Genomic DNA, 24,314 nt, shown 5'->3' with positions numbered 1-24,314 from the left:
CCAGTGTCACAGCAGATGTGCCGCGTCGCTCACCACGGGCAGCACCAGGCGGGCCAGCCGGCCCACGGGCCCGTCCGCCGTCTCCAGGGCCAGCGCGTGCCGCATCGCCTCGGCGGTCTGGGGGTCGCGGCCCGCCGTCGCCGTGAGGACAGCCATGAACTGGTCGACGAGCCCGTCGCGCAGCTCGTCCAGCGGCGGCTTCTTGTCCTCGTCGAGCCAGATCAGCGAGGCCGCCTCCACGGCCGTGATCCACATGCGTACGGTCATCCGCAACCGGGGACCCGGGTCCGCCACGGCGAGATGGCTCAGGATGTGCTCGGCCGCCGCCCTGCGCACGCCGTCCACGATCGACGTCGTCCGCGACGTCTCCACCACGCTGCCGCCCTGGAGCAGCGCAGCGAACCCCATGTCGTGCTGGTCCACGAACCCGAGGTAGCGGTCGAGGGCCCGCGTGAGCCGGCCGCTCAGCGGACCTTCCTGCGGCTCCGCGAAGCACTTCTCCAGCTCGTCGGCCGCGGAGCGCAGCGCGGCCTCGTACAACTGCTGCTTGCCGCCGGGGAAGTACCGGTAGACGAGCGGCCGCGAGACACCGGCCGCCTCCGCCACGTCGTCGAGGGACACCTCCTCGGGTGCCCGGTGCGCGAAGAGGGACAGCGCGGCGACGAGGAGCTGGCTGCGACGCTCCTCGACGCTGAGCCGTCGGTACGCGCGGGTGCCGGGTGCCGAGGTCATGTCCCGCAGCGTAACCGGCTTTGCGTGCGGGGGTCCTGTACGGAGGTGCTCCGCCGGGTCCCGGGCGCAGTCCTAGACGGGCAGCCCGGTCGACTTCCTCGGCCTGTGTCCGATGCCGCGCGTGGCCTGGATGTCGTCCAGGCTGTTTTGATGTGCGGCTCCGTCGCGTGGTGGTCGGGCGGGCAGCCCGGTCGAATTCCTCGGCCTGTGTCCGATGCCGCGCGTGGCCTGGATGTCGTCCAGGCTGTTTTGATGTGCGGCTCCGTCGCGTGGTGGTCGGGCGGGCAGCCCGGTCGACTTCCTCGGCCTGTGTCCGATGCCGCGCGTGGCCTGGATGTCGTCCAGGCTGTTTTGATGTGCGGCTCCGTCGCGTGGCGGTCAGGCGAGCAGCCCGGACGACTTCCACAGCCTGCGTCCGACGCCCCGCATGACCCCGATGTCGTCCAGGAAGTCGGTCAGGCGCTTGGCGCCGGTCTGCATGATCTCGCGCCGGTGGCCGCTGGCCTTGACCTGCGCCAGTGCCTCCTTCGGGTCGAGCCCCGCCCGCTCGTAGGCGGCCGGGTTGTGGAACGCCGTGTAGATCACGCGGGCGGCCTCGCCGCACACGATCCGGGTGTACGCCGCCTCCGTCGGGCCGCACGTCACCATCTGGCGGCGCAGCTCCTCACGCGCGTAGCGCACGTGCCGCGCCTCCTCGATGACGTGGATGCGGGTGACGCCGCGCACCAGCGGCTGGACGCGCTCGTCCGGGAACGTCATCCGCTGCATCCAGTCGATGATCTCCTCGCCGAGCAGCGTCGCCGCGAAGGATCCCGGCGTCGTGGAGATCGTCTTGAGCACGCGCCCCAGGTTGTGGTGGATACGCGGCATGGGGAAGCTCTCGCCGACGCTCCGCTTGATCATGCGGGCGAACATCATGGAGTGCCGGCACTCGTCGGCGATCTCCGTGAGGGCGTAGCGCACATGGCTGCTGGTCAGCGACTTGTCGTAGATGTGCCGTACGAGGAGCTGCATCAGGATGATCTCGAACCAGACGCCCATGGACGCCATGGAGGCGGCCTCGTACTTGGAGAGCTCGATGCGCTGCTCCTGCGGCATCCGCTTCCACATGGGGGTGTCGTAGAGCGAGCAGAGCTCCGGGGGCCAGTACCACAGGCCCTCGACGTCGGGGGAATCCCAGTCCAGCTCCTTGTCCGGGTCGAAGGAGTGTTTGGCGGAGGAGTCGAGCAGGCGTTCGGCCACCTGCTCGCGGTCCTTGAGCAGCCCGAGCGCGTCGCGCAGACCCTCGAACGCGTCGGCTTCCGTCACGGTCGTCATGGCTGTCCCCACCTCGTCGTACGGGAAACGGGCGCCGCGGCACAGGAGTTACCGGCGGTCACGTCTTATGAGACTGCCTGTCAGCAAGGCCGTCAATCCCTTGCGCGTGACTTGTTGACCCGGTGTCCACAAGCGTGTGAGCCTGCCTGTATGTCGACGCATGAGCTGTACACCAGGGCGCCCGAGGAGCTCAACTGGCAAGTACCTGCGGCCGGTTCGGCAAGAATCAGCTGGGAGTACGACGAGGGCAGGGACCGCCTCCTCGCGCTCTACCAGAAGGGCAAGGACAAGCAGTGGGACGGTGCCAAGCGCATCGACTGGGGCCTCGAGGTCGACCCCCACAACCCGCTCGGCACCCCCGACGAGGCGCTGACCCTCTACGGCACCCGGCACTGGGCGAAGATGACGGACCGGGACAAGGGCGAGCTGCGCAAGCACTACGCGTCCTGGCAGTTCAGCCAGTTCCTGCACGGTGAGCAGGGCGCGATGGTGTGCGCCGCCCGCATCGTCGAGTCCGTCCCCGACATGGACGCCAAGTTCTACTCGGCGACCCAGACCATGGACGAGGCCCGGCACGCGGAGATCTTCGGCCGCTTCCTGCACGAGAAGGTCGGGATGCTCTACCCGATCAACGACAACCTCCAGTCGCTCCTCGGCGACACCCTGCGCGACTCCCGCTGGGACATGCCCTACCTCGGCATGCAGGTCCTCATCGAGGGCTTGGCGCTCGCCGCGTTCGGCATGATCCGCGACACCACGGACAAGCCGCTGCCCCAGCAGATCCTCGCGTACGTCATGCAGGACGAGGCCCGCCATGTGGCCTTCGGGCGGATGGCCCTGCGCGACTACTACAAGCAGCTCACCGACGCCGAACTGCGCGAGCGCGAGGAGTTCGTCATCGAGGGCTGCTACCTGATGCGCGACCGGCTGCGCGGCGTCGAGGTCCTGGAGAACTTCGGCATCTCCAAGGCGGAGGCCGACGAGTACAGCGAGCAGTCCGAGTTCCTGGCCCTCTTCCGCCAGCTGCTCTTCTCCCGGATCGTGCCCTGCGTCAAGGACATCGGCCTGTGGGGCAAGCGCCTCCAGCAGGCGTACGTCGACATGGGCGTCTTCGAGATGGGCAACTCGAACCTCGACCAGCTGATGGCCCAGGACGAGGAGATCGCCGAGAAGCTCGACGCGGAACGCTTCGCGGCGGAGGAACTGGAGCGCGTCGCGGAGGTCGAGTCGACGATCGGGGAGGGCGCGCAGCAGCCCTAGGGCTCGCCCGAGCGGGACCCGGCGAGTCCGGGCCTGTCCGTGGTGTCCGGGGCATGGGGGTGTGTCACCCGCATGGAGTATTTTGCTGACGTGTCCACGCCTCAGCCACCCCAGCCCGACCCGTACGGCCAGCAGCCCCCGGCCGCGCCCTACGGCCAGCCCGGCCCCTACGGTCCGCCGCAGCAGCCGGGCTCGTACGGCCAGCCGGGCCAGCCCGGTCCGTACGGCCAGCCGGGCCAGCCCGGTCCGTACGCGCAGCAGCCCTACCCGGGCGGTGCCCCCTACCCCGGATGGGGCGGTGCCCCCATGGGCCCGCCGCCCAAGAAGCGGCGGGTCGGGATGATTCTCGGCATCGTCGGCGGCGCGGTCGGCGTCGTCATCGTCGGCATCGTCGCGGTCGCCATGCTCGGCTCGGAGGTCGACAAGAGCTTCCCGGCGGCCGAGTACAAGCTGACCATCCCGAAGACCGTCCTCGACGGGAGGTACACCCTCACCGAGGACCTGTCCGGCACCCAGGGCAAGGAGATCGAGGACGAGGCGGACGGCGCCTGGGACGCACGCGACACCAAGGCGGCCGTCGGACAGTACGCCGCGACCGACCCCGCCAAGAAGAACGCGGGTGTGGTGATCTCCGGCATGTACGGCCGGTTCAAGAACACCGACCTGGCCCGCAAGAACATGATGCAGGGCGCCGCCAAGAGCGACGGCGCCGAAGTCGCCGTGCCCGCCAAGGACTTCAAGCCGGCCGGCTCCGACGTCACCATCACCTGCCAGGTGCTCACCAAGCAGCAGGCGACCATCCCGATGTGCGCCTGGGCCGACGGGAACACCGGCGCCACCGTCGCCGAGATCACCCCCGAGATCGCCCTTCAGACCCCCTCCGAGGTGGACCTCGACGCGGCGGCCGCGACCGCGGCGAAGATTCGCTCGGAGATCAGGAAGCCGATCGGCTGACGGACTCCGGCTCCGGCTCCGGCTCCGGCTCCGGCTCCGGCTCCGACGCCGGCTCCGTCTCGGGGCCGGCGTCGCCCGCCGGGAACGCCGTACGCAGATTGAACGCGTACGGCGTCGGGCCGTGTGCCCGCAGGTGGACCAGGCGTCCCTCCGCCTCCTCGACGGAGGGACGGTGCCCGGCCGGCACCCACCACAGGGCGGTCACGGCCTCGTCCAGACGCTCGAAGAACTCCCGGCGGCGGGCGAGGAGTTCACGGTGCTGCCCCCTGGTACTCCCCCAAGGTCTTAAGGACCAGGGGGACCCCCATCGCGGTCAGCGCGTTCGTGTCCCGCCACACCGACATGTTCACCAGCAGCCACGCGTCGTCGAAGATCCGGAAGCTCGTCGCGTCCCCGGTGTCGTCCTTCAGGCGCCACATGAACCCGTCCGACGCGTCGGCGACGGCGTTCACCGGATCGAGTCCCTCCGCGAAGTCCCTCGGCTGCTCCGAGTCGAGCGGGGCGGTGAGGCGGCCGATGTTCACCTGGGCGAGTTCGTGGCGAGTCCCGTTTTCCGTCGTATGCGCAGTCCCGTAGTCAGTCATGGACTGCACGACAGGTAGCGGACGCGTCGCCGTAGAGGGCCATTTCCCCTGTCGGTATCGGGGACCAATCGCTCAATTGCCCTTACCGGCCGGACAAGTTGAGTGCGGCCTCCATCACCTTCCGTGCGATCGGCGCCGCGCTGCCGCCGCCGCTGATGTCCGTACGGTTCGCCGACGCGTCCTCGACGACCACCGCGACGGCGACCTCCGGGCTGCCCGGCTCCGGGGACCGCGCCCAGGAGATGAACCACGCGTACGGGGTGCCCTTGTTGCCCACGCCGTGCTGCGCCGTGCCGGTCTTGCCGCCCACGATCACATCGGGGATCTGCGCGTTCGTGCCGGTGCCGTCCTCCACGGCGTACTGCATCATTTCCTGGAGCTGCGTCGCCGTGGCCGGGTTCATCGCCTGCCGGTACGTCTTCGCACCGGTCTGCGCGAGGGTGTTCCCGTCCTTGTCCGTCGTCCTGTCCACCAGATGCGGCGCCATCAGGACCCCGCCGTTGACGACGGCGGCCGACACCATCGCCATCTGCAGCGGTGTCGCCGTCGTGTTGAACTGGCCGATGGACGAGAGCGCCAGCTGCGAACGGTCCATGTCCGTGTCGAAGTTGCTCCGCGAGACGCTCGACGGGATCCTCACCCCCGCGTCGTCGAAGCCGAACCGCCTTGCCGCCGACACCATCCCCTTCAGCCCGACCTGCACACCGAGCTTCGCCATCACCGTGTTGCAGGAGACCCGGATCGCTTCCGCGAGCGACGCGTCCTCGCAGCCGTCCGCCTCGTTCTGCAGCAAGGTCGACGTGTCCGGCAGGAGCCAGGGGCTCGGCGTCTCCGTCGGCTCGTCCAGATCCGTCACGACGCCCGCGTCGAGGGCCGCCGCCGCTGTGACGATCTTGAAGGTCGAGCCCGGCGGATACGTCTGCCGGATGGCCCGGTTGAGCATCGGCTGACTCGGCGCGCGGTTCAGGCGCGTCCACGCCGACAACGTCGCCGAATCCGTCCCGGCGATCTTCCCCGGATCGTACGAGGGGCTGCTCACCAGGGCGAGGATCGCCCCGGTCGCCGGATTGAGCGCCACGACCGCGCCCCGGCGCCCGGCCAGTCCGGAGTACGCCGCGTGCTGCGCCGCCCCGTTGATCGTGGTCGCCACCTTGCCGCCCGGCTGCTGCGAGCGTGTCAGGTCGTTCCACAGGGGGAGCGGGGCGAGCATCGGGTCCGTGCCGGAGAGGATGTCGTCCTCGGCGTTCTCCAGCAGCGAGGTGCCGTACGTCTGGGACGCGTACCCGGTCACCGGCGCGTACAACGGGCCGTACCTGTACGTCCGTTCGTAGCGGAACTGCTGGCCGGAATCCTTGGACCCGGTGACCGCCTTGCCGTCGACGAGGATGTTGCCGCGCACCTGGTCGTAGCGCGCGATCGTGTTGCGGCGGTTGGCCGGGTTGTCGTCGAGGGAGTCCGCCTCGAAGATCTGCACGCGGGCCGCGTTGACCAGCAGCGCGACGAGCAGCACCAGACAGAAGACCCCGGCCCGCCGGATGTATCGGGTCACCGATGCGCCTCCAGCGCCTCGTCGGACTGGAGCTGCCCCCGTGCGGAGTCACTGATCCGTACGAGCAGCGCCACGATGATCCAGTTGGTGACGACGGACGAGCCGCCCTGCGCGAGGAACGGCATCGCCATGCCGGTCAGCGGGATCAGGCCCATCACTCCGCCCGCGATCACGAACACCTGGAGCGCGACGATCGACGCGATACCGATCGCGAGGAGCCGGCCGAACGGGTCGCGCAGCGCGAGCCCGGCCCGGTAGCCGCGCTCCACGAGCAGCGCGTACAGCAGGAAGATCGCCGTCAGGCCGACGAGCCCCAGCTCCTCGCCCGCGGTCGCCAGGATGAAGTCCGACTTCGCGGCGAACCCGATGAGGATCGAGTGCCCCGCCCCGAGTCCCTCGCCGAGCATGCCGCCCGCCGCGAACGCGAACAGGGACTGTGCGAGCTGGCCGGGCCCCTGGCCCGCGTCGATCGAGGCGAACGGGTGCAGCCAGTCGTGGACACGGCTGTTCACATGCGGTTCGAGCGCGCCGACGAAGACCGCGCCGCCCGCCGCGAGGAGCAGCCCGATCGCGATCCAGCTGCCGCGGCCCGTCGCCACGTACAGCATCACGATGAAGAGGCCGAAGAACAGCAGCGAGGTCCCGAGGTCACGCTCCAGGACCAGGACGCCCACGCTGATCAGCCAGAAGACCAGGATGGGCGCGAAGACCCGCATCGTGGGGAACTGGAAGCGCCAGATCTTCTTGCCCGTGTACGAGAGCGCGTTGCGGTTCGCCGCGAGATAGCTGGCGAAGAAGATCGCGAGCAGCACCTTGGCGAACTCGCCCGGCTGGATGGAGAATCCGCCGATCCTGAGCCAGATACGGGCGCCGTTCACCGCCGGGAAGAGGATCGGCAGGACCATCAGGAACAGCGCGGCGACGGCCGACAGATACGCGTACCGCTGGAGCACCCGGTGGTCGCGCACGAGGACCACGACCGCGATGAACAGGGCCACGCCCAGCGTGGACCAGACGAGCTGGATCGGTGCCGCCTGGTCGTCGGGCGTCTCCAGGTCGAGCCGGTAGATCAGGACCAGGCCGAGGCCGTTGAGCAGCACGCCGATGGGCAGCAGGAGCGGGTCCGCGTACGGGGCGCGCAGGCGGATCGCGCCGTGCGCCACGAGCGCGAGCACGCCCAGCCCGGCGCCGTAACCGGCGGCGCCGGGCGGTACGGAGCCGTTCTTGGCGAGCCCTACGTCGCAGTAGCCGTAGACGCTGAGCAGGACGGCCAGAACGATCAGGACGAGTTCGGTGCCACGGCGCCGCGGGAGGCGGACCGCGGGAGGGCTGACGCCGGCTCTCGTGCCTGCCGGGCCCATGGGTCCCGTTGATCCCGTCGGTCCGGTCATGGCGGGAACGTAACAAGCCATAGCCGGGAAATCCCGGTATGTCTCTTTAATCTGACTGGGTGTGTGTCCGGCGGGCGTCTTGGATGGGGGCTTCGGGCGGGGATTCGTACGGGGTTCTGTGTGGGGGTGACGCGTCAGGGCTGCTGGTCGTCCAACGTCAGCGTTGCCATCGCCCCGCCGTCCTCCGCGTTCGTGAATCTGAGCGAAGCGTCGAGCACTTCCGCCTGGCCCAGTGCGATCGTCAGGCCGAGGCCGTGGCCCTTCGCGCCGCCCTCCGTCCTGAACCGCTGCGGACCGCCCTCCACCAGGTAGTCCGGGTAGCCCTCCCCGTGATCCCGCACCGTGATCACCGGGCCGTCCACTGTGAGGACCACCGGCGGGCGCCCGTGCCTGTGCGCGTTCGCCACGAGGTTGCCGAGCACCCGCTCCAGGCGCCGGCGGTCCGTCAGCACGCAGACGTCCCGCACCACGACCACCTCCGTCTCCGTGCCGGACCCCCGCACCACCCGCTCGGCGAGCGGGCCGAGCCAGTTGTCGTCCAGGTCCACGCGCTCGCTGCGTGCGTCCAGGCGCGAGATCTCCAGCAGGTCCTCGGTGAGGGTCCGCAGCGCGGCGACCCGGTCCCGTACGAGCTCGGTCGGGCGGCCCGGCGGGAGGAGTTCGGCCGCCGCGTGCAGGCCCGTCAGAGGTGTCCGCAGTTCATGTGCCACGTCCGCCGTGAAGCGTTGCTCGCTGAGCAGCTTGCGCTGCAACGACGACGCCATGCTGTCCAGCGCACCGGCCACGGCTGCCACCTCGTCCTGATGCCTGGCCGGATTCCTCGTCCTCGGATCGCCCACCCGCGCGTCCAGGTCCCCGCCGCTGATCCTCCGGGCCACTCTCGCCGTCGCGTGCAGGCGCCGTGTCACGCGCGTCACCGCGAACGCCCCCACCAGCAGCGTCGCTCCGATCGCCAGCACGGACGAGCCGACGATCGCCTTGTCCAGGCCGGCGATCGTGCGGGCGCCCTGCGAGTAGTCGACCTCCACGGCCAGGACGCGGTCCCTGTCGATGGGTCCTGCCGCCCACATCGTGGGCTGCTTCGCGTCGCTGCTCACCATGGTGCCGCGCTCACCGTCCGTGGCGAGCCGGTGCAGCGAGTCGGGCAGGTCCGGGGGGTCGACCCCTGCGAGCGGGCCCAGCCTCGCGCCGGCCTCGTACGCCTCGGTGGCCTCGTCCAGCCGGTCCAGTGCGTGGTTGCGGGCCTGGCCGACGGTCTGGTTGCTGACCGATACGTGGACCAGGGCGCCCAGGAGTGCGGCGAGTGCGCAGCACATCACCGTGATGAAGACCGCGGCCTTCCAGGTGAGGGTGGCCGTCCAGGCGGGGAGCCGGGGTTTGGGACTGGGGTGGCTCGGGTTGGCGTGTTGTGCGGGGGTCATGGGCGGCTCTTGGCGGGTGTCGCCGGGTGCGGGGTTGCTTTGGGCCGGTGTTCTCGCGCCCTGCGTGTGTGGGTGGGTGCGGGACCTGTCCGTTGTGTCCGTCCTCGCTCGGACGGTTCGGCGTTGGATTTCGTACGCGTCGGTAGTGTGTGCCGGCTCCGGGCGGACGTACCGGCCCGGCCCCTCCCGTTCGCTCGCGGGTGCGGATGCTTTGAGGTCGGGGGCCCTGCCCCTCGTGCCTTGTCCGTGAATGGGCTCGGGTGGGGGTGCGGGTGGGTTGTGGCGCCGGCTGTGCCCCGGCGTGTGTGCGTGGGGCGGCTTCGGCTCGTGTGCCTGGTCATCGGGTGGCGGCCGATGGGGTTGTCGTCGGGGTCTTCGGCGGGGCGGTGGTGGGGGAGGCGGGTCCGGGCTTGGGGGTGGGGGTTGTGGTGGGGGTCGCCGGGGGGCCCGTGCGGAGGATTTCGTCCCGGGTGGGGAGCATCGCGTGCTGGTGCGGGTCCCAGGACCACGCCGTGCGGTACTCGTAGCCCGGCAGGTCCGCCACCGCCCGCAGGATCACGTCGCGGCCCGCGATCTCCACGCTCACGACCGCGTCCGACGTGCCCATGACCTGCGTCAGCTTGTGGCCCTCGAACTTGTAGCAGCGCACGGCCAGTTGGCGTTTCGGCAGGCGGATCCCGAGGACCAGTTCGTCCTTGCCGTCACCCGTCAGGTCCCGGTAGTACGCCTTCAGGACCGGGCACTTGGCGCTGTCTTTCGTGCCGCAGTCGTCCAGCCCCACGACCTTGTCCGGGGACGGGGACGGGGACGGGTTCGGCGATGCCGAGGCGGCCGCCTCCTGTGCGCGGACCACGTCGACCGGGTTCACGAGGCGAATGTCGTCACCCTTGGCGGTGATGCCGTTCACTACTTCGGTCTTGCCCGAGCCGTAGTCGTCGGCAGCGGCGGACGCCGGCGGCAGTGTGGGCCAGAGCCGGGCGGGTCCCATCGCCGTGGACGTCGGACCCGCGCTGCGCAGCTCGCCCGCGTCGCCGCACCCCGCGAGCAGCAGTACCGACGCCGTCACGGCGGTGGCTGCGGTACAGGTGCGCCTTGAATTCACTGCACTCCTGCCTGTCCGCGTGCCGGTCGGTCACTCCACTCACACCTTATTGGTGAGGTAGTCCTTTTTATTGACCCGCGGGACCGTGCGCATCTCGAACCCTCAGCCGTCGGTGCGCCCGCGCCGGTACATCGAGAAGGCGAGTCCCCCCGCGCCCGCTGCCGCCATGCCACCGCCCGCCGCCAGGAACAGCGGGTGCGAGTCGGGTGTGTCGTGCCCCGGTTCGCTCGCCGGGGCGGGAGCCGCCGCAACGGCGGGCTGGGAGTGCGCGAACGCGGCCGTCGGGACCAGGAGCGCGCCGCCGAGAACGGCGGCGACGAAGGTGCCGCGGGCCAGCAGGCATGCTCGACGGGTGGTGCTCACGGAACGTCTCCTCTGCTCTACTCCCGGTGCGGTGTGCTCCACCAGGTGGCGTAAGCGCTGACCTCATCACCGTAAAGACCCCTCATCACGACAATTCGGCAGCTGTGTAACAGCGGGCCGAAACTCTGCGGGCGGTGGTGTCACCGAGGGGCCGGACGGCATATTGCCCTGCGGCTCCGGGGCTGTTCCCATGGGCGTGGGGTGATGGTGCATGAGCGGTCTGCGCGTCATACCGACCTGGCGGCACGGTCGGGAGCGGCTCTATGTCTGTGGCGACGACGGCAGGAATGTCGCCTGGTACGACCGTGAGGCCGGCCGCGTCAATCTGATCAGCGAGGCCCGCCGGGACGCCGTGCTCGACGTCCTCGGGCCCTTCCTGACCGGCCAGGTCACCGTGGGTCCGCCCCCCGTGCCCACCCCCGTCGAACTTGCCAGGCTCGCCCTCCACCCGGACGACGACCTCGCGCCGAACCGGCCCGGCGAGGCCCTCCAGATCGCCGTCGACCGGGATCCGGGGCCACCACGGCGGCTGCGCGGCGACCCGCGGCGCCGGGCCCTGGAGGCCGAGCAGTGCGTCGGCGGAGCGCTCGACGCGTTCGAGCGGGCGGGCTGGCGCGCGCTGCACTCCGTGCCGCTGCCCGGGGGTGCCCGCATCCACCACCTCGTCATCGGGCCCGGCGGCCTCTACGCGCTGCACACGCTTGCGGCCCGCAAGCAGCGCGTCCGCGTCGCCGACCCGATGGTCATGACCGGCCGCTCGGAGCCGCACCCGCTGCTGCGCCGCGTCCGCGCGGACGCCTCCCGCGCGTCCTTCGCCCTGACCGCCGAGGTCCGCCCGGTCCTGGCCGTCGCGGGCGCCACGACGGTAGAGGTGGCGGCACCCCTACGGGACGTACGCATCGTCCTCGACACCGAACTCCAGTCACTGGCGCGCACGGGCGGCGTCCTGAAACCGGCCGATGTCGAGGCCCTGCATGCCATGGCTCGCGACCGCCGTACGTGGCTGCGGGTCTGAGGCCGGCGAAGGGCTGGGGGCTGAGGTCAGGGCCGCCTGAGCGCAGGTCTCGCTACTGGGCTTGCCGGCGGCGCACCATCTCGGTGATCCAGACCGGGGCGAACGGGGACGTGCAGCCCGGGGACGTCGGGTAGTCCTTGAGTACCTGTAGGCGCTCGCCGATGTCGATCGCGCGGCTGCGGAGGTCGGCGTGGTCGATCCCGATCTGGGCCAGGCAGTGGTTCATCGCCCACTGCAGGCGGTCCGGGGCGTCCTTCATCTGCGCCTCGATGACGTCGAGGAGCCCTGAGAGGTCGAGCCCCTCCGGCTTCTTCGCCACGCGTTCCGTGGTCAGCGCCCAGCCGGCGCTCGCGACCACTGGATCCGGGTCGGCCGACCAGGCCAGACGCAGCTCTTCGGCGTGTGGGTTCTTCTTCACCACGTAGTTCACGAGCCAGTCGTGCACCTTGGGCGTGCGCGCCCCGCGCGCCATGGCGTCCAGCTCGTCCCGCCGGAACGCCTTCGGGCGGCAGATGAGGAGGGCGAGGAGTCTTGCCGCGGTGTCGTCGGTTTCCCAGAGCCCGCTCGCGAGTTCCTGCTGCGTTTTCAGCCGCTTCGCGAGCGCGCGCAGCTTGCTGAGATTCACGCCGTGATCGTCGCCGTGCTTCTCGTTCACGGCGCGTGCCTTCGGGTCCTCGAGTTCGGCCAGCTCGGCCATCACCTCGGCGACCGTCGTCCCGGTCAGCGTCTTCTCGGCCACCTCGGCCCTCCCGTCCGTACGTGAGATTTCACCGTACGACGAAGGACTGACATCTCATCCGTCGGACCGCACCCGCACGAAGCGGACGGTCTCGTGGCGCCCGGCCGCTTGGCGCAGCTCGATGAGGAGGGGGGCTGTGAGCATCCGCACCGGACCGTGTTCCGGGTGGTCCGTCAGGTGCTCCAGGCGGCCGTGCACCAATGTGCCGATCTGCCGTGACTGCGTCGGGGTCAAGCGGGGCGACGTCTTCACGGTTCGATCATCGGGGAGTTGTACGAGAAGTGCCTGCGGTCTGTCCAACGGGCCGAAAACTCCGAGGAGTTCCCCGTCCGTCGTATCCGCATGCCTGATCTTTCTCCATGCCCGGGTTCCTCCTGCCCGATAGGCCGAGCGCAGTCCTTTCGCCACAATTCCTTCGACGCCGGCAGCCCTTATGTCGCGAAACCAGATGTGCGCGGTTTCCTCGTCGAGCGTTGCCAGTACTCGTTGCAGGGGTGGGTCGACGTCCTGGAGCGCCGCGCCGAGCAGTTCCCAGCGCTCCCTCAGGGGCAGGGCCCTGACATCGCGGCCCGGGACGGCGAGAATGTCGAAGGCCACGTAGGACACCGGGACGCCCGATCGCGCGCGGTCGGCGTGGGACCGGAGGAGATCGGTGAAGCTCAGGCGCCCGTCGCGGTAGGCGCACAATTCGCCGTCCAGTACGGTTCCGGCGGGCAGATGCTCTCCGAGATATGCGGCAATTTCGGGAAACTCCGGGGCCAGGTCTCTTTGTGAGCGTGACTGCAGGAAGACCCGGCCACCCTCGAGGATGAAGGCCAGGGCGCGGAATCCGTCGAGTTTGAGCGAGTACTGGAGACTCTCCGGCGTGCCTGTTTGTGACGGGATTTCGTCCACAGCCTGGGGACGCATGACGTCGACCGGCGGGCGTAGGGCTACGGTCGGCTCGTTTTCATCCATTCCGTCAGGGTCTGCCCGGCCGGCCCTGCGGGTGAGGAGAGGCTCGCCCCCCGCGTCGGACTGTCACCGGGACAGCCCCGGCGCGCCTCTCACGGCACACGCCCCGCGCAGTTCAGGTTGATCAGGGGGCCGAGCAGGTCCCCGTACGTCTCGAGGCGCGGCGCGATGTCGTCGGCCAGGAACGTCAGATCCCGCGCGTCCGTGCAGGCCTCGACCTCCTCCCACGTCACCGGAGCCGACACGGTCGGCTCCGGGCGGGCGCGCAGCGTGTACGGGGTCGCCGTCGTCTTCGCGGCGGCGTTCTGGCTGAAGTCGACGAAGACCTTGCCGGGGCGCAGGCTGCGGGTCATGCGGTGGACGACCAGCTCCGGATGCTCGGCCTCCGCCTCCATCGCGAGGGTTTTCGCGTAGGCGCTCACCCGATCGGACGGCGTCGGTTCCAGCGGCACGAGCATGTGCAGCCCCTTGGAACCGGAGGTCTTCACGTACGAGTGAAGCCCGTCCGCGCGCAGCCGCTCCTGAAGCCAGAGCGCGACCGCGCAGCACTCCACCACGTCCGCCGGTTCCCCGGGATCCAGGTCCAGGATCAGCCGGTCGGCCTGTCCGGGCGCGTCCGCCCGCCACTGCGGCGTATGGAACTCCGTCACCAGATTGGCCGCCCACATGAGTGACGCCAGATCCTGTACGAGGACCTGGCGGGACGGGGCGCTCCTCGAATGCGGCACGTCCGCCGTCCGCACCCACGCCGGCGTGCCCGGCGGCACGTTCTTGGTGAAGAACCGCTGACCCTCGGGCCCGTCCGGGTAGCGCAGAAAGGACACGGGCCGGTCGTACAGGTGCGCGAGCAGGGCCCCGGCGACCGTCGCGTAGTAGTGCAGCAGCTCGCCCTTGGTGAACCCGGTCGCCGGGTACAGCACCTTGTCGAGGTTGCTGAGCGCGAGCCGCCGCCCCTCCACCTCTGTGATGGGCGTCATACGATGAGAATCCCACGGAAATCGTGACGAGCTATCTCAAAGGGCTGCGGTGGTGACTTCGGTCGCGGCGATCGCGGGGTGGCCGACGGGCTCGGCCACGGCAGCGCGCAGAGCAGGGCCACGCGGCAGGGCATTACGCAGGGCACACGGCAGAGCACTACGCAGAGAGGGACACCGTGCGATCCATCTGGAACGGCGCCATCTCCTTCGGCCTGGTCAGCATCCCGATCAAGCTGGTCAACGCCACCGAGAGCCACTCGATCTCCTTCCGGCAGATCCATCTGGAGGACGGCGGCCGCATCCGCTACCGCAAGTTCTGCGAGCTGGAGGAGAAGGAGGTCTCGTCGGCGGAGATCGGCAAGGGGTACGAGGCCGCGGACGGCGCGATCATCCCCATCACGGAGGAGGACCTGGCCTCCCTGCCGATCCCGACCGCGCGGACCATCGAGATCGTGGCCTTCGTCCCCGGCGACCGGATCGACCCCCTCCAGATGGACGCCGCCTACTACCTCTCCGCGAACGGTGTCCCCGCGGCGAAGCCGTACACCCTGCTGCGCGAGGCGCTCAAGCGGAATAAGAAGGTCGCCATCGCCAAGTTCGCCCTGCGCGGGCGGGAGCGGCTCGGCATGCTGCGCGTCGTCGACGACGTGATCGCGATGCACGGTCTGCTGTGGCCCGACGAGGTGCGCGCCCCGGAGGAGGCGGCGCCCGAGACCGAGGTGACCGTGCGTGAGGCCGAACTCGACCTGGCGGACGCGTTGATGGACACCCTCGGCGAGGTCGACATGGAGTCGCTGCACGACGACTACCGTTCCGCGGTCGAGGAGATGATCGAGGCGAAGGCGTCCGGCGAGGGCGTGGTGCAGGCGCCCGCGGCCCCCGAGGGCGGCGGCAAGGTCATCGACCTGATGGCGGCCCTGAAGAGCAGCGTCAAGGCGGCCAAGGAGGCCCGCGGCGACGCGGCGGCGTCGGAGCGGGAGGCGAAGGTGAGCCCGGTGACCCCGCTGAAGTCCCGTACGGCACCGAAGGAGGTCGGCGGGAAGAAGTCGACTTCGACCAAGGCGAAGCCTGCGGCGTCCGGGAGCGGTACGGCGAGGAAGACCACGGCCAAGAAGTCGGCCGCCTCGTCGAGGACGACGGCCGCGGAGAAGGCGAGCACTTCGAGGGCGAGCACGTCCAAGGCGGGTACGGCCAAGGCCGGCTCGTCCAAGGCGAGTGGCTCGAAGGCGAGCGCCTCGAAGGCCACGGCCAAGAAGGCGACCGCGAAGAAGGCACCTGCGAAGAAGACGGCGTCGCGCAGGCGGGCGTCTTAGGCGAGCCAGGGGAGCCGAACGGGTGGGACGGGCGGTTTTGCGTGGTGGCGGCCCGGCGGCGGCCGTACGTTCGAGGACGCCGGCGCCGGGCCACCGCTGTGCGTGTTGCTTACCGCGCCACGAACTGCGTCAGGATCGCCTGCACCTCGTAGATGTCGACTCCCTTGCTGAACGTCTTCTGGACGGGTGCCGCGGTGCCGGAGATCCAGATCTTGAGCTCGCCGTCGAGGTCGAAGTGACCGGCGGTCTCGACCGCGAAGTGCGTGATGCTCCGGTAGGGGATGGAGTGGTACTCCACCTTCTTGCCGGTGATCCCCTGCTTGTCGACGAAGATCAGACGCCGGTCGGTGAAGAGGATGGTGTCGCGGATGAGCAGGTACGCGGCCTGCACCTGCTCGCCCTGGCCGAACAGCTTGGCGTACTCCTGCTGTGCGCCGACGGGGTCGACGGTGTGAGCGTTTCCGAACAGTGCCATGAGGCCCCCCAGATGATGAACTCCTGCGTAGACACAGGATCTTCACACTGTAGGTGAGGGCTTGGCCAGGGGGTGGGCGACCTCTTCAGGGTTGTGCGCGGTGACGAGGAGTCCGACGCTCTTCATTCGTACCTCACTGCCCCTGCCCGCGCCCCCGTCGCTGACGTGCTCATACGCGTTCAGGGTGTTCGTGAGGGAGCGGTGCGCCACCTCCCGTATGTCGCTGCCGACTTGCTCGGTCAGGTGTCGCCCGGGGCCGGAGCCGAGCAGGAACGCGGCGGCGTCACCGGCGTCCCGTCCCCACAGCCCGTACGCCTCCACGGGCCCCACCTCGATGCCCGCGAACCCGGCGTCGGACAGCACGCCGCGCGTGGCGTGAGGGTCGGCAAGGGAGAACATCCCCGGGCTGCGCGAAGCCTCCTGGCCGCCCGGCGCCCCGAAGTCGCCGACGGGCAGGATGCCGCGCAGCTCGGCGACGGCCCGGAGCCATTCGTTGCGCTCGGGTTCGGCGGCGCAGACGAACGCCAGCCTCCCGCCCGGCCGCAGGGCGCGCCGGATGTTGGCGAAGGCGGCGACGGGGTCGGCGAAGAACATGACCCCGAACCGGCTGATGGCGACGTCGAAGGCCCCGGCGGGGAAGGGGTGGATCTGGGCGTCGCCCCGCTCGAACCCGGCCCCGGCCGCCCCTTCTTGCCGAGCGGTCTCCTCGGCCCGCGCGAGCATGGGCCCGGACAGATCGACGCCCAGTGCCCGCCCGTCCGGGCCCGCGTGCCGGGCGGCGAGGCGGGTGGTGGATCCGGCGCCGCAGCCGATGTCGAGGACGCGCTCGCCGGGGCGGACTGCGGCGGCGTCGAGGAGGGGCTGGTTGAACCCTTCGTTCACGGCGTCCCAGCGGTCCTGGTGACGGGCCCAGTGCTCACCCTCGTACCCGTTCCAGGCCTGGGACTGATCGACGTTCGCGATGTGCGGCATGACGGAATCCCCTCGTGGCGGTGCGCCGGCCGACGGGGCGGCGTAGAATGGGCGTCTGCCCAAACCAAGTATGGGCACGCGCCCATACTGATGGCAAGGGCATGGAGCGGGCATGGCCCTGACGGCCGACCCGGATGGCCGGACGTGACGACCGGACCCGATGGCGCACCCGATGAGAAGAGGCAGGCAGCATGTCCCCGCGCGGAGTGGCGATCCCCGACGTAAGAGAGCGGCTTTTCGACGCGGCGGAGCGGATCCTGGCGCGGGAGGGCCCGTCGGGCCTGACGAGCAGGGCGATCACGACCGAGGCCGGCTGCGCGAAGGGCCTGCTGCACAAGCACTTCGCGGGCCTGGACGAACTCGTCGCGGAACTGGTCCTGGCCCGCTTCGCCCACACAGCGCGCCTGGCGGAGGACCTTCCGGCCCGCGCGGGCGAGTCCACGGTCGCGGCCAACCTGAAGACGGTCGGCTACGCGCTCCTGACGTCCCTGAACCCCACGACGGCGGGCCTGGCGGTCTCGACCCCGGCGGCGTCGCTCCGCATCCGCGAGGCCCTGGAGGCGGGCGCCCCGGGCTTCGACGCGATCCAGCAGTCGATCGCCGCGTACTTGGACGCGGAAGTGGAACAGGGCCGCCTCTCCCCGGCCACGGACACGACGGCAACGGCGCTGGCGCTGGTCGGGACGGTCCACCACCTGTTGATGACGACATGGGGAGACGCGGCACGGGACCCGGGGGAGCAGACGGAGAGACTGGTGACGATGCTGCTCGGCCCGGCGACCGGAGGATCAATCAGCCATGGAGAACGTTGACGACGTCATCCGGAGCAACGCCCCCGGATCATTTCCGTACAGCGTGCTGCGCGAACGGCACCCGGCGCTCATCCAGCGGGTGCGGGACGCGTTCCCGTACGACCCGGAGCGGCAGCGGGCACTGGACGCGCTCCTGAGCGAGAGCACGGACCCGGCCGGCGTGATGGAACCGCTGCCGCCCGACGCCCGGGACCGCGACCAGTGGGAGGAGTGGGGGAGTGGCGAGCACGAGGGCGGGTCGTGGTTCGACGCGCCGTTCCTGTGGGCGGAGAGCTACTTCTACCGCAGGCTCCTGGACGCGGTCGGCTACTTCGATTCCGCCGGACCGTGGCAGGGCATCGACCCCTTCCGCCCCTTCAAACAGGCGGAGCTACGGAGCCCGGAGGCGCAGGCGGAACTGACGGCCCTGGACCGCCTGGCGCAGGAACCGCCGGAAACCCAAGGCCGGGCGCTGCTCCACGGCTCCCTGTGGGGCAACAGAGCAGACCTCGGCTTCCAACTGACAGCGACCGCCCCCGACGCGCCCACCCTCACCACTCCCCTCTTGGTGGACGACTCGGAGCGCCTCTGGTCGCTCCTGCCGCCCGGGGCCGGGAACACCGTCCACGTGGTGGCGGACAACGCGGGCCGCGAACTGGTCCCGGACCTCCTCCTCATCGACCACTTCCTCCGTCACGCACACGCGGAACAAGTGGTCCTCCACGTAAAGCCACACCCGTACTACGTCTCCGACGCGACCCCCACGGACGTAATCGACGCCCTACGCCACCTGAAACAGGCCCCGGGCGAGGCGGGTGAAACGGGCGAACGCCTATGGCAAGCGACATCAACGGGCCAACTGCAGCTCCTCGCCCACCCGTTCTCCTGCGCCCCACTGCCGTACGCCGCAATGCCGGGCGACCTGAGGAAGTGCTTCGAGAAAGCCACACTGACGATCCTGAAGGGCGACCTGAACTACCGCCGCCTGGTAGGCGACCAACTCCGGCCCCCCACAACCCCATTCCTCACGTGCACCTCCTACTTCCCCACCCCCGTAGCAGCCCTACGCACCCTCAAATCAGACGTGATCGTGGGCCTGGACAAACAAACGGAGGACACGCTGAACGATGCGGAACCCGAATCCTGGCGAACAAAGGGAACGCATGCGGTGATCCAGGTACGGGGCGAGCGTCGATGAAGTGATGAAGCGGGGAATCCCTTTCCGAGCATGCGCGGGTGGGCTGTTGCCGGGTGTTTGCGCGGTTGTTCACCGGCTACGTTCGCAGCATGTCTCTCGCGCTCGATACGCCGGACGGTGCGTCCAAGCTCACGGAATCGCTGGTGTTTCCGCTCGGGGATCGTTGGCTGCATGCCCAGGAAGTGGCGCCACGGGCGCAGCAGACTTCTTGGGCGGTGCCCGCGGGATGAATGAGGGCTGACTGCCGAGCCGGCTGCCTATGAGCGCGAGAACTCACCGCTCCTGGATGCGCTGATCTTCGCCGACACGAAGACCGGGCCGGCGGGCCAGTCCTTCGATTTTCACGAGCGGGTCGACGAGATGTCGACGAGATTCTGCGGCGCCATGAGCCGGACAGCGATGTGCACGCGGCCATCACCTCAGCCCGCCCCTGTCTGGGCGATGCGGTAGATCGGACCTGGCGACGGTTCGCCGTGTGCGCTTCTCTTCGGCCCGGTCGGCGGGCGGGGACCGACGCGAGCGGAATGGTAACTACCAACCTCTGCCGAACAGGGTTCGGCGAGGCGACCTCTTCGACGGGTGCCGAACCGGGTGCGATCTCCCTTGCCGCCGGCCCGAGCGGGACCTCTCCACCAGGGACGGTCGACCGCTTCCCGCGAAGGTCGCCGGAGCGGCCGGGTGTCAGGTCTGTGGCCCGTCAGCGGTCAGGATCTCGAAGTGTTTGCCAAGGCCAAGCCACCGCATACGCGGCCTACGGCGAAGCCCTCAGCCTTTGGACACCGAGGGTCCACGGCGTACGCGCGTGAAAGCGCTGCTGCAGAGGATGAATGAGTGATCGGGAGGCGCGACACGGGCCCCTGGAGGGAGGCCCACCCAATGCGCATGTACGTTAAGTAGTCATAGCATTGCAATGGGTAATGCGGCTCTGTACTGCAGACGCACGGAGGGCAAGATTTCATGCTCATGCTCCAGAAGGTCGTGATCGCCGCTGCAACGGTCGGCGGTCTGGTCGCTCTCGGCTCGGGAAGCGCCTATGCCGCCGACTACGGCGACTCCGTCTACGGAGGAACTCGGCCATTCGCCGCCGTCGGTTTGTTGGGCGACGCCACTCCGCAAGCGCAGGAACGGGCGGAGAAGAAGAGAGAGGCGCAGGAGAAGAGCATCCTCCGCACTGTCGGCCTGCCGGACGGGCTCTTGGAAGTGCCGCGCCAGCTGGCCGGAACCACCACCGGCGGAACGAACCAGAACAACCAGGTGAACGGCGTCTCCGGTGGCGTCAACCAGAACAACCAGTCAATTAGTGTCTCTGGCGGCGTCAACCAGAACAACCAGTCAATTAGCGCATCTGGTGCCGTTAACCAGAACAACCAGGCAAATGGCTCCTCCGGCGGTACCAACCAGAACAACCAGGCAAACGGCTCCTCCGGTGGCGTCAACCAGAACAACCAGGTGAACGGCGTCTCCGGTGGCGTCAACCAGAACAACCAGGCAAATGGCACCTCTGGTGGCGTCAACCAGAACAACCAGGCGAACGGCGTCTCCGGTGGCGTGAACCAGAACAACCAGGCCACCGGCTTCCGCGGTGGCATCAACCAGAACAACCAGGTGAACAGGCCCACGATCGCGTTCGTGCCGGCCATCCAGCCGTTGAATCTGAAGCAGGCGCAGACTGTGTCGGGCGACTGAAGACGCCGACCCTGCCGATCGGCTTCGACAAAGCGAACCCGTCACGGTCTCGTGGCGGGTTCCGTCGGTATCGGGGTGGGATCTGGCGAATGGGCCTAGGCCCTGCCCCCGGGGCGCGCGGCATCGAGCGTAAGTGTGGCGCTGACGTGAGGCGACGCGGCGGGCTGAACTATGAGCGCCGGCTGCAGCAGATGCTCGTCGGCGCAGGCCACCAGCCCTGTCACGCCAGCGTCACGCGACGGTGATGCCTGGCGCCCCACGATGACTGGGACAGGTAAGCGCAACCCCGCTTTCACATGTAAGGAAGCCATCATGGTGACAAGCATCCGGCGTCGCATACCTCGCCTGATAAGCGCGTCCGGCCTGGCCGCGACGCTTGCTCTCGGGGCAGGCGCGGCGACTGCCACAGCAGCAAATCAGGAGGTACCAAAGGCAAAGGCCGCGCCGACAGCGTGCACCGAGCAAACCCCCTGCACCGGCGGTAATCAGAACAACCAGGCGTCCGGTAATGCGGGCGGTAATCAGAACAACCAGGCGTCCGGTAATGCGGGCGGGAACCAGAACAACCAGGCGACCGGTAATGCGGGCGGGAACCAGAACAACCAGGCGACCGGTAATGCGGGCGGGAACCAGAACAACCAGGCGACCGGTAATGCGGGCGGGAACCAGAACAACCAGGCGACCGGCAATGCGGGTGGGAACCAGAACAACCAGGCGACCGGCAATGCGGGTGGGAACCAGAACAACCAGGCGACCGGTAACGCGGGTGGGAACCAGAACAACCAGGCGTCCGGCAATGCGGGTGGGAACCAGAACAACCAGGCGACCGGCAATGCGGGTGGGAACCAGAACAACCAGGCGACCGGTAACGCGGGTGGGAACCAGAACAACCAGGCGACCGGCAATGCGGGCGGGAACCAGAACAACCAGGCGACCGGCAATGCGGGCGGGAACCAGAACAACCAGGCGACCGGTAACGCGGGCGTCAACCAGAACAACCAGGCGACCGGTAACGCGGGCGTCAACCAGAACAACCAGGCATCCGGTAACGCCGGCGTCAATCAGAACAACCAGGCCACTGGCTTCCGCGGTGGCGTGAACCAGAACAACCAGGCGACCGGCTTCCGCGGTGGCGTGAACCAGAACAACCAGGCGACCGGCTTCCGCGGTGGCGTGAACCAGAACAACCAGGCGACCGGCTTCCGCGGTGGCGTGAACCAGAACAACCAGGCCACCGGTATCCGCCGTGGCGTGAACCAGAACAACCAGGCCACCGGCTTCCGCGGCGGCATCAACCAGAACAACCAGGCCACCGGCTTCCGCGGCGGCATCAACCAGAACAACCAGGCCACCGGCTTCCGCGGCGGCATCAACCAGAACAACCAGGCCACCGGCTTCCGCGGCGGCATCAACCAGAACAACCAGGCCACCGGTAACGCGGGTGGTAACCAGAACAACCAGGCCACTGGTAACGCGGGTGGTAACCAGAACAACCAGGCCACTGGTAACGCGGGTGGTAACCAGAACAACCAGGCCACTGGTAACGCGGGTGGTAACCAGAACAACCAGGCCACTGGTAACGCGGGTGGTAACCAGAACAACCAGGCCACTGGTAACGCGGGCGTCAACCAGAACAACCAGGCATCCGGCAACGCCGGCGTCAACCAGAACAACCAGGCCTCGGCGTAGTAGTGATCTCTGCACCGACCCGCTTCGGCAAAGCGAACTCGCCACCCAGGAGAGTGGCGAGTTCGCAGACGTCCTCGCGGCCCCTACTGTCCGCCTCCGGGGGGTTGCCGCAGTCCGGCCACGAGCCGGCGCAGCCGCTGTGTGGGGCGGAGCCCCAACTCGTTGCGGAGGCGCCACGCGTAGCGTTCGAAGTGGTCCAGCGCCTCAGCCAGGTTGCCCTCCGCCAGGTGGGCGCGGATCAACGAGACCTGGCTGCTCTCCCGCAGTGGATCTGCCTGCACGGCCGTGTGAGCGGCCGTCACCGCTCCGGCGAACTGCTCGGCGTCGATGAATTCTCCCGCCAGTGTCTCCAGGGCATGGAGTCGAAGCTGGCGCCATTTCTCCGCCTCCAGCAAGACCCACTCGTCGTACCACCCGGGCAGCAGATCGGCGGAGAGCTGGTCGACGGTCGCCGCATTGAGGCCGAGGTCCTCGGCCGGAATGCAGGGGTCGAGTATGCGTTGGGCGAGCGACCGGGCGTGGTGGAGGTCGACGGTGACCTCCCGCGCGAGGCGCACCTCGCTGGGAGAGATGTCCAGCGCTTTTCGGCCCAAGCCGTGCAGACGTGTCAGCGCCGCCCGAAGATTCGTGTGCGCCTTCTGCTCCGATACTGCGGGCCAGAGGCTTCCGGCGATCAAGGACCGGGGGACAGAGACGCGGTAATGGTAATTGAGCGCGATGAACGCCAAGAGTCGCTTCGAGCCTACCGGGACTGCCACCGAGACATCGTTGACCACGAGGTCGAAACCGCCAAGGAGGGCTATGTGTACGGATGGCTGGCCGTTTACGGACATGGAAAAGGCAGCGACATCATCTGGGCTCATTGCTGTGTGATCGCTCGGGATCCGTCGCCCCGGGCGCCCGCAGACTGGCGGCGCCGCCATTCTCCAAGGATCCGCGATCTCCACACCTCCCAACAAATCCATGCTGCTCCGCCCGCCGAGGATTGTCTAATCGTCCAAAGTGGCCTATGGAGAGCCCTCTGGGTGTGGGCCGCTGACCCCTTACGGGCACCGCACGCATGCCGGGACGGAGTCTGACGAGGTGGAACCGGTGAAGGCTGCGCGACACGACCGTGCCGTACGACCGTGCCGTCACTGAATGACGTCCCCTGCCGCGAGCCGGTGATCCGCAGAGCGAAGCTGCCCTTGTCTGTCGAGAAGTACGGGGTATCGCGTGGCACGGTTCGCCGCGCCGTGCGTGAGCTGGAGCCGCCGGCCACGTCGCGGCGCGACACGGGGTGGCTGGTTCGTCAGCTCTCCTTCTTGAACTCCCGGTTGCCTCAGAGGCATTGGACAATGCAGCTGGCCAAGTGGGCGCATGGCCCTGCTGAGTCAGTATTGGCCGACAGCCTGCCGCGGCGGTGGGCCCACTCTCAGCGGGTCTACTCCCAGGCACTGAACCTGGCGCCGACGTTGGGCGGGGACGCCGAGCTGTTGGCGGCCGCAGTACATTGCGCACGACATCGGGTATGCCCGCGCCGCCGTGGACACCGGACAGCACATGACCGACGGGGCGCGGTACTTGCGCGCCGTCGTTGGGGCTGACCCGCGTCTGTGCACCATCGTGGCCTTCCACACGTCTTCCTCATGGGAGGCATCCGAACTCGGGTCGGACCATGCGCTCAACGAGTCTGGGCCCGCCGAACCCGGGTTGATGGACACGATCATCTATCGCGACCTGACCATGAGTCCGGCCGGGATCTGGCGGACCTGCAGAGCGACTCTCCGAAGCGCTGGAGCGGCACGGTCCCGAGCACGTCGTTTTCCGGGTGGTATCAGCGGCCCGGCCCG

General features: G+C 69.0%; 22 protein-coding genes and 1 pseudogene. 9 read left to right on the top strand and 14 right to left on the bottom strand.

All coding sequences use genetic code 11. The features are described from left to right. Nucleotides 1-6: 6 nt before the first annotated feature. A complete protein-coding gene (locus OG698_RS18100; protein WP_406104059.1) occupies nucleotides 7-732 on the bottom strand; it encodes a TetR/AcrR family transcriptional regulator in 726 nt (241 codons plus the stop codon). A 378-nt stretch (nucleotides 733-1,110) separates the two neighbouring features. Further along, complete coding sequence (locus OG698_RS18095; protein ID WP_383095537.1) at nucleotides 1,111-2,049, bottom strand: diiron oxygenase; 939 nt, start codon at nucleotides 2,047-2,049, stop codon at nucleotides 1,111-1,113. Between the two features lie 150 nt (nucleotides 2,050-2,199). Between OG698_RS18095 and OG698_RS18090 the strand changes: the two genes are divergently transcribed. Both OG698_RS18090 and OG698_RS18085 read left to right on the top strand, forming a co-directional pair. Beyond that, nucleotides 2,200-3,309 carry a ferritin-like domain-containing protein gene (locus OG698_RS18090; RefSeq protein ID WP_406104057.1) on the top strand — a complete coding sequence of 370 codons (1,110 nt, stop codon included), beginning with the start codon at nucleotides 2,200-2,202 and terminating at the stop codon, nucleotides 3,307-3,309. A gap of 90 nt (nucleotides 3,310-3,399) precedes the next feature. After that, nucleotides 3,400-4,263 (top strand): hypothetical protein, encoded by an 864-nt coding sequence (locus OG698_RS18085; protein ID WP_406104056.1) that lies wholly within the window; start codon nucleotides 3,400-3,402, stop codon nucleotides 4,261-4,263. Here the strand turns inward: OG698_RS18085 and OG698_RS18080 are convergent. The 6 genes and pseudogenes from OG698_RS18080 to OG698_RS18055 all read right to left on the bottom strand — a co-directional run bounded on the left by OG698_RS18080 (nucleotide 4,244) and on the right by OG698_RS18055 (nucleotide 10,673). After that, a pseudogene (locus OG698_RS18080) lies at nucleotides 4,244-4,847 on the bottom strand (DUF3291 domain-containing protein). The gene OG698_RS18085 and the pseudogene OG698_RS18080 overlap by 20 nt on opposite strands. Nucleotides 4,848-4,929: 82 nt before the next feature. After that, nucleotides 4,930-6,396 carry a peptidoglycan D,D-transpeptidase FtsI family protein gene (locus OG698_RS18075; RefSeq protein ID WP_406104054.1) on the bottom strand — a complete coding sequence of 489 codons (1,467 nt, stop codon included), beginning with the start codon at nucleotides 6,394-6,396 and terminating at the stop codon, nucleotides 4,930-4,932. Continuing rightward, nucleotides 6,393-7,757, bottom strand: coding sequence for an FtsW/RodA/SpoVE family cell cycle protein (locus OG698_RS18070; RefSeq protein WP_406111129.1), 1,365 nt, complete (start codon nucleotides 7,755-7,757; stop codon nucleotides 6,393-6,395). Before OG698_RS18070 ends, OG698_RS18075 begins: the two co-directional genes overlap by 4 nt. Before the next feature lie 164 nt (nucleotides 7,758-7,921). Then, nucleotides 7,922-9,208 carry an ATP-binding protein gene (locus tag OG698_RS18065; protein WP_406104052.1) on the bottom strand — a complete coding sequence of 429 codons (1,287 nt, stop codon included), beginning with the start codon at nucleotides 9,206-9,208 and terminating at the stop codon, nucleotides 7,922-7,924. 337 nt (nucleotides 9,209-9,545) lie between these two features. After that, a complete protein-coding gene (locus tag OG698_RS18060; protein WP_406104050.1) occupies nucleotides 9,546-10,274 on the bottom strand; it encodes a hypothetical protein in 729 nt (242 codons plus the stop codon). A gap of 138 nt (nucleotides 10,275-10,412) precedes the next feature. Beyond that, nucleotides 10,413-10,673: a hypothetical protein gene (locus tag OG698_RS18055; RefSeq protein ID WP_406104049.1), complete on the bottom strand. Its 261-nt coding sequence runs from the start codon at nucleotides 10,671-10,673 to the stop codon at nucleotides 10,413-10,415. Between the two features lie 211 nt (nucleotides 10,674-10,884). On the opposite strand from OG698_RS18055, the gene OG698_RS18050 reads away from it, so the two are divergent. Beyond that, entirely contained in the window at nucleotides 10,885-11,688 is an 804-nt protein-coding gene (locus OG698_RS18050; protein ID WP_406104047.1) for a nuclease-related domain-containing protein, read from the top strand. A gap of 52 nt (nucleotides 11,689-11,740) precedes the next feature. Here the strand turns inward: OG698_RS18050 and OG698_RS18045 are convergent, their stop codons facing one another. The 3 genes from OG698_RS18045 to ligD all read right to left on the bottom strand — a co-directional run bounded on the left by OG698_RS18045 (nucleotide 11,741) and on the right by ligD (nucleotide 14,358). Continuing rightward, nucleotides 11,741-12,385 carry a DNA alkylation repair protein gene (locus OG698_RS18045; RefSeq protein ID WP_406111127.1) on the bottom strand — a complete coding sequence of 215 codons (645 nt, stop codon included), beginning with the start codon at nucleotides 12,383-12,385 and terminating at the stop codon, nucleotides 11,741-11,743. A 96-nt stretch (nucleotides 12,386-12,481) separates the two neighbouring features. Next, nucleotides 12,482-13,384: a DNA ligase gene (locus OG698_RS18040; RefSeq protein WP_406104045.1), complete on the bottom strand. Its 903-nt coding sequence runs from the start codon at nucleotides 13,382-13,384 to the stop codon at nucleotides 12,482-12,484. Nucleotides 13,385-13,473: 89 nt separating this feature from the next. Further along, a complete protein-coding gene (gene ligD / locus OG698_RS18035) occupies nucleotides 13,474-14,358 on the bottom strand; it encodes a non-homologous end-joining DNA ligase (protein WP_406104043.1) in 885 nt (294 codons plus the stop codon). 176 nt (nucleotides 14,359-14,534) lie between these two features. Here ligD and OG698_RS18030 point away from each other — a divergent pair, with 176 nt between their 5' ends. Beyond that, on the top strand, nucleotides 14,535-15,671 hold the full coding sequence (locus OG698_RS18030; RefSeq protein WP_406104041.1) for a Ku protein: 1,137 nt from the start codon (nucleotides 14,535-14,537) through the stop codon (nucleotides 15,669-15,671). 109 nt (nucleotides 15,672-15,780) lie between these two features. Here OG698_RS18030 and OG698_RS18025 read toward each other — a convergent pair whose 3' ends face one another. Together OG698_RS18025 and OG698_RS18020 are read right to left on the bottom strand one after the other, a co-directional pair. After that, nucleotides 15,781-16,146, bottom strand: a complete 366-nt coding sequence (locus OG698_RS18025) for a PH domain-containing protein (protein WP_326774098.1) — start codon at nucleotides 16,144-16,146, stop codon at nucleotides 15,781-15,783. Nucleotides 16,147-16,188: 42 nt separating this feature from the next. Further along, nucleotides 16,189-17,118, bottom strand: a complete 930-nt coding sequence (locus tag OG698_RS18020) for a class I SAM-dependent methyltransferase (protein ID WP_406104039.1) — start codon at nucleotides 17,116-17,118, stop codon at nucleotides 16,189-16,191. Between the two features lie 191 nt (nucleotides 17,119-17,309). On the opposite strand from OG698_RS18020, the gene OG698_RS18015 reads away from it, so the two are divergent. The 5 genes from OG698_RS18015 to OG698_RS17995 all read left to right on the top strand — a co-directional run bounded on the left by OG698_RS18015 (nucleotide 17,310) and on the right by OG698_RS17995 (nucleotide 22,482). Then, entirely contained in the window at nucleotides 17,310-17,930 is a 621-nt protein-coding gene (locus OG698_RS18015; RefSeq protein WP_406104037.1) for a TetR/AcrR family transcriptional regulator, read from the top strand. Further along, on the top strand, nucleotides 17,917-19,107 hold the full coding sequence (locus tag OG698_RS18010) for a damage-control phosphatase ARMT1 family protein (RefSeq protein WP_406104036.1): 1,191 nt from the start codon (nucleotides 17,917-17,919) through the stop codon (nucleotides 19,105-19,107). The genes OG698_RS18015 and OG698_RS18010 overlap by 14 nt, the downstream gene beginning before the upstream one ends. A gap of 89 nt (nucleotides 19,108-19,196) precedes the next feature. Further along, on the top strand, nucleotides 19,197-19,337 hold the full coding sequence (locus OG698_RS18005) for a hypothetical protein (protein ID WP_406104034.1): 141 nt from the start codon (nucleotides 19,197-19,199) through the stop codon (nucleotides 19,335-19,337). 727 nt (nucleotides 19,338-20,064) lie between these two features. Then, nucleotides 20,065-20,793: a hypothetical protein gene (locus OG698_RS18000; protein WP_406104033.1), complete on the top strand. Its 729-nt coding sequence runs from the start codon at nucleotides 20,065-20,067 to the stop codon at nucleotides 20,791-20,793. A 312-nt stretch (nucleotides 20,794-21,105) separates the two neighbouring features. Next, entirely contained in the window at nucleotides 21,106-22,482 is a 1,377-nt protein-coding gene (locus OG698_RS17995) for a beta strand repeat-containing protein (RefSeq protein ID WP_406104031.1), read from the top strand. 83 nt (nucleotides 22,483-22,565) lie between these two features. Here OG698_RS17995 and OG698_RS17990 read toward each other — a convergent pair whose 3' ends face one another. Continuing rightward, nucleotides 22,566-23,345 (bottom strand): BTAD domain-containing putative transcriptional regulator, encoded by a 780-nt coding sequence (locus OG698_RS17990; protein WP_406104030.1) that lies wholly within the window; start codon nucleotides 23,343-23,345, stop codon nucleotides 22,566-22,568. Between the last annotated feature and the right edge of the window lie 969 nt (nucleotides 23,346-24,314).

It is taken from the genome of Streptomyces sp. NBC_01003, assembly GCF_045162695.1.
In the GTDB taxonomy this organism is placed as follows: domain Bacteria; phylum Actinomycetota; class Actinomycetes; order Streptomycetales; family Streptomycetaceae; genus Streptomyces.
Note: the sequence above shows the minus strand (reverse complement) of the source record. Positions and strands in the feature narration are given on the sequence as shown.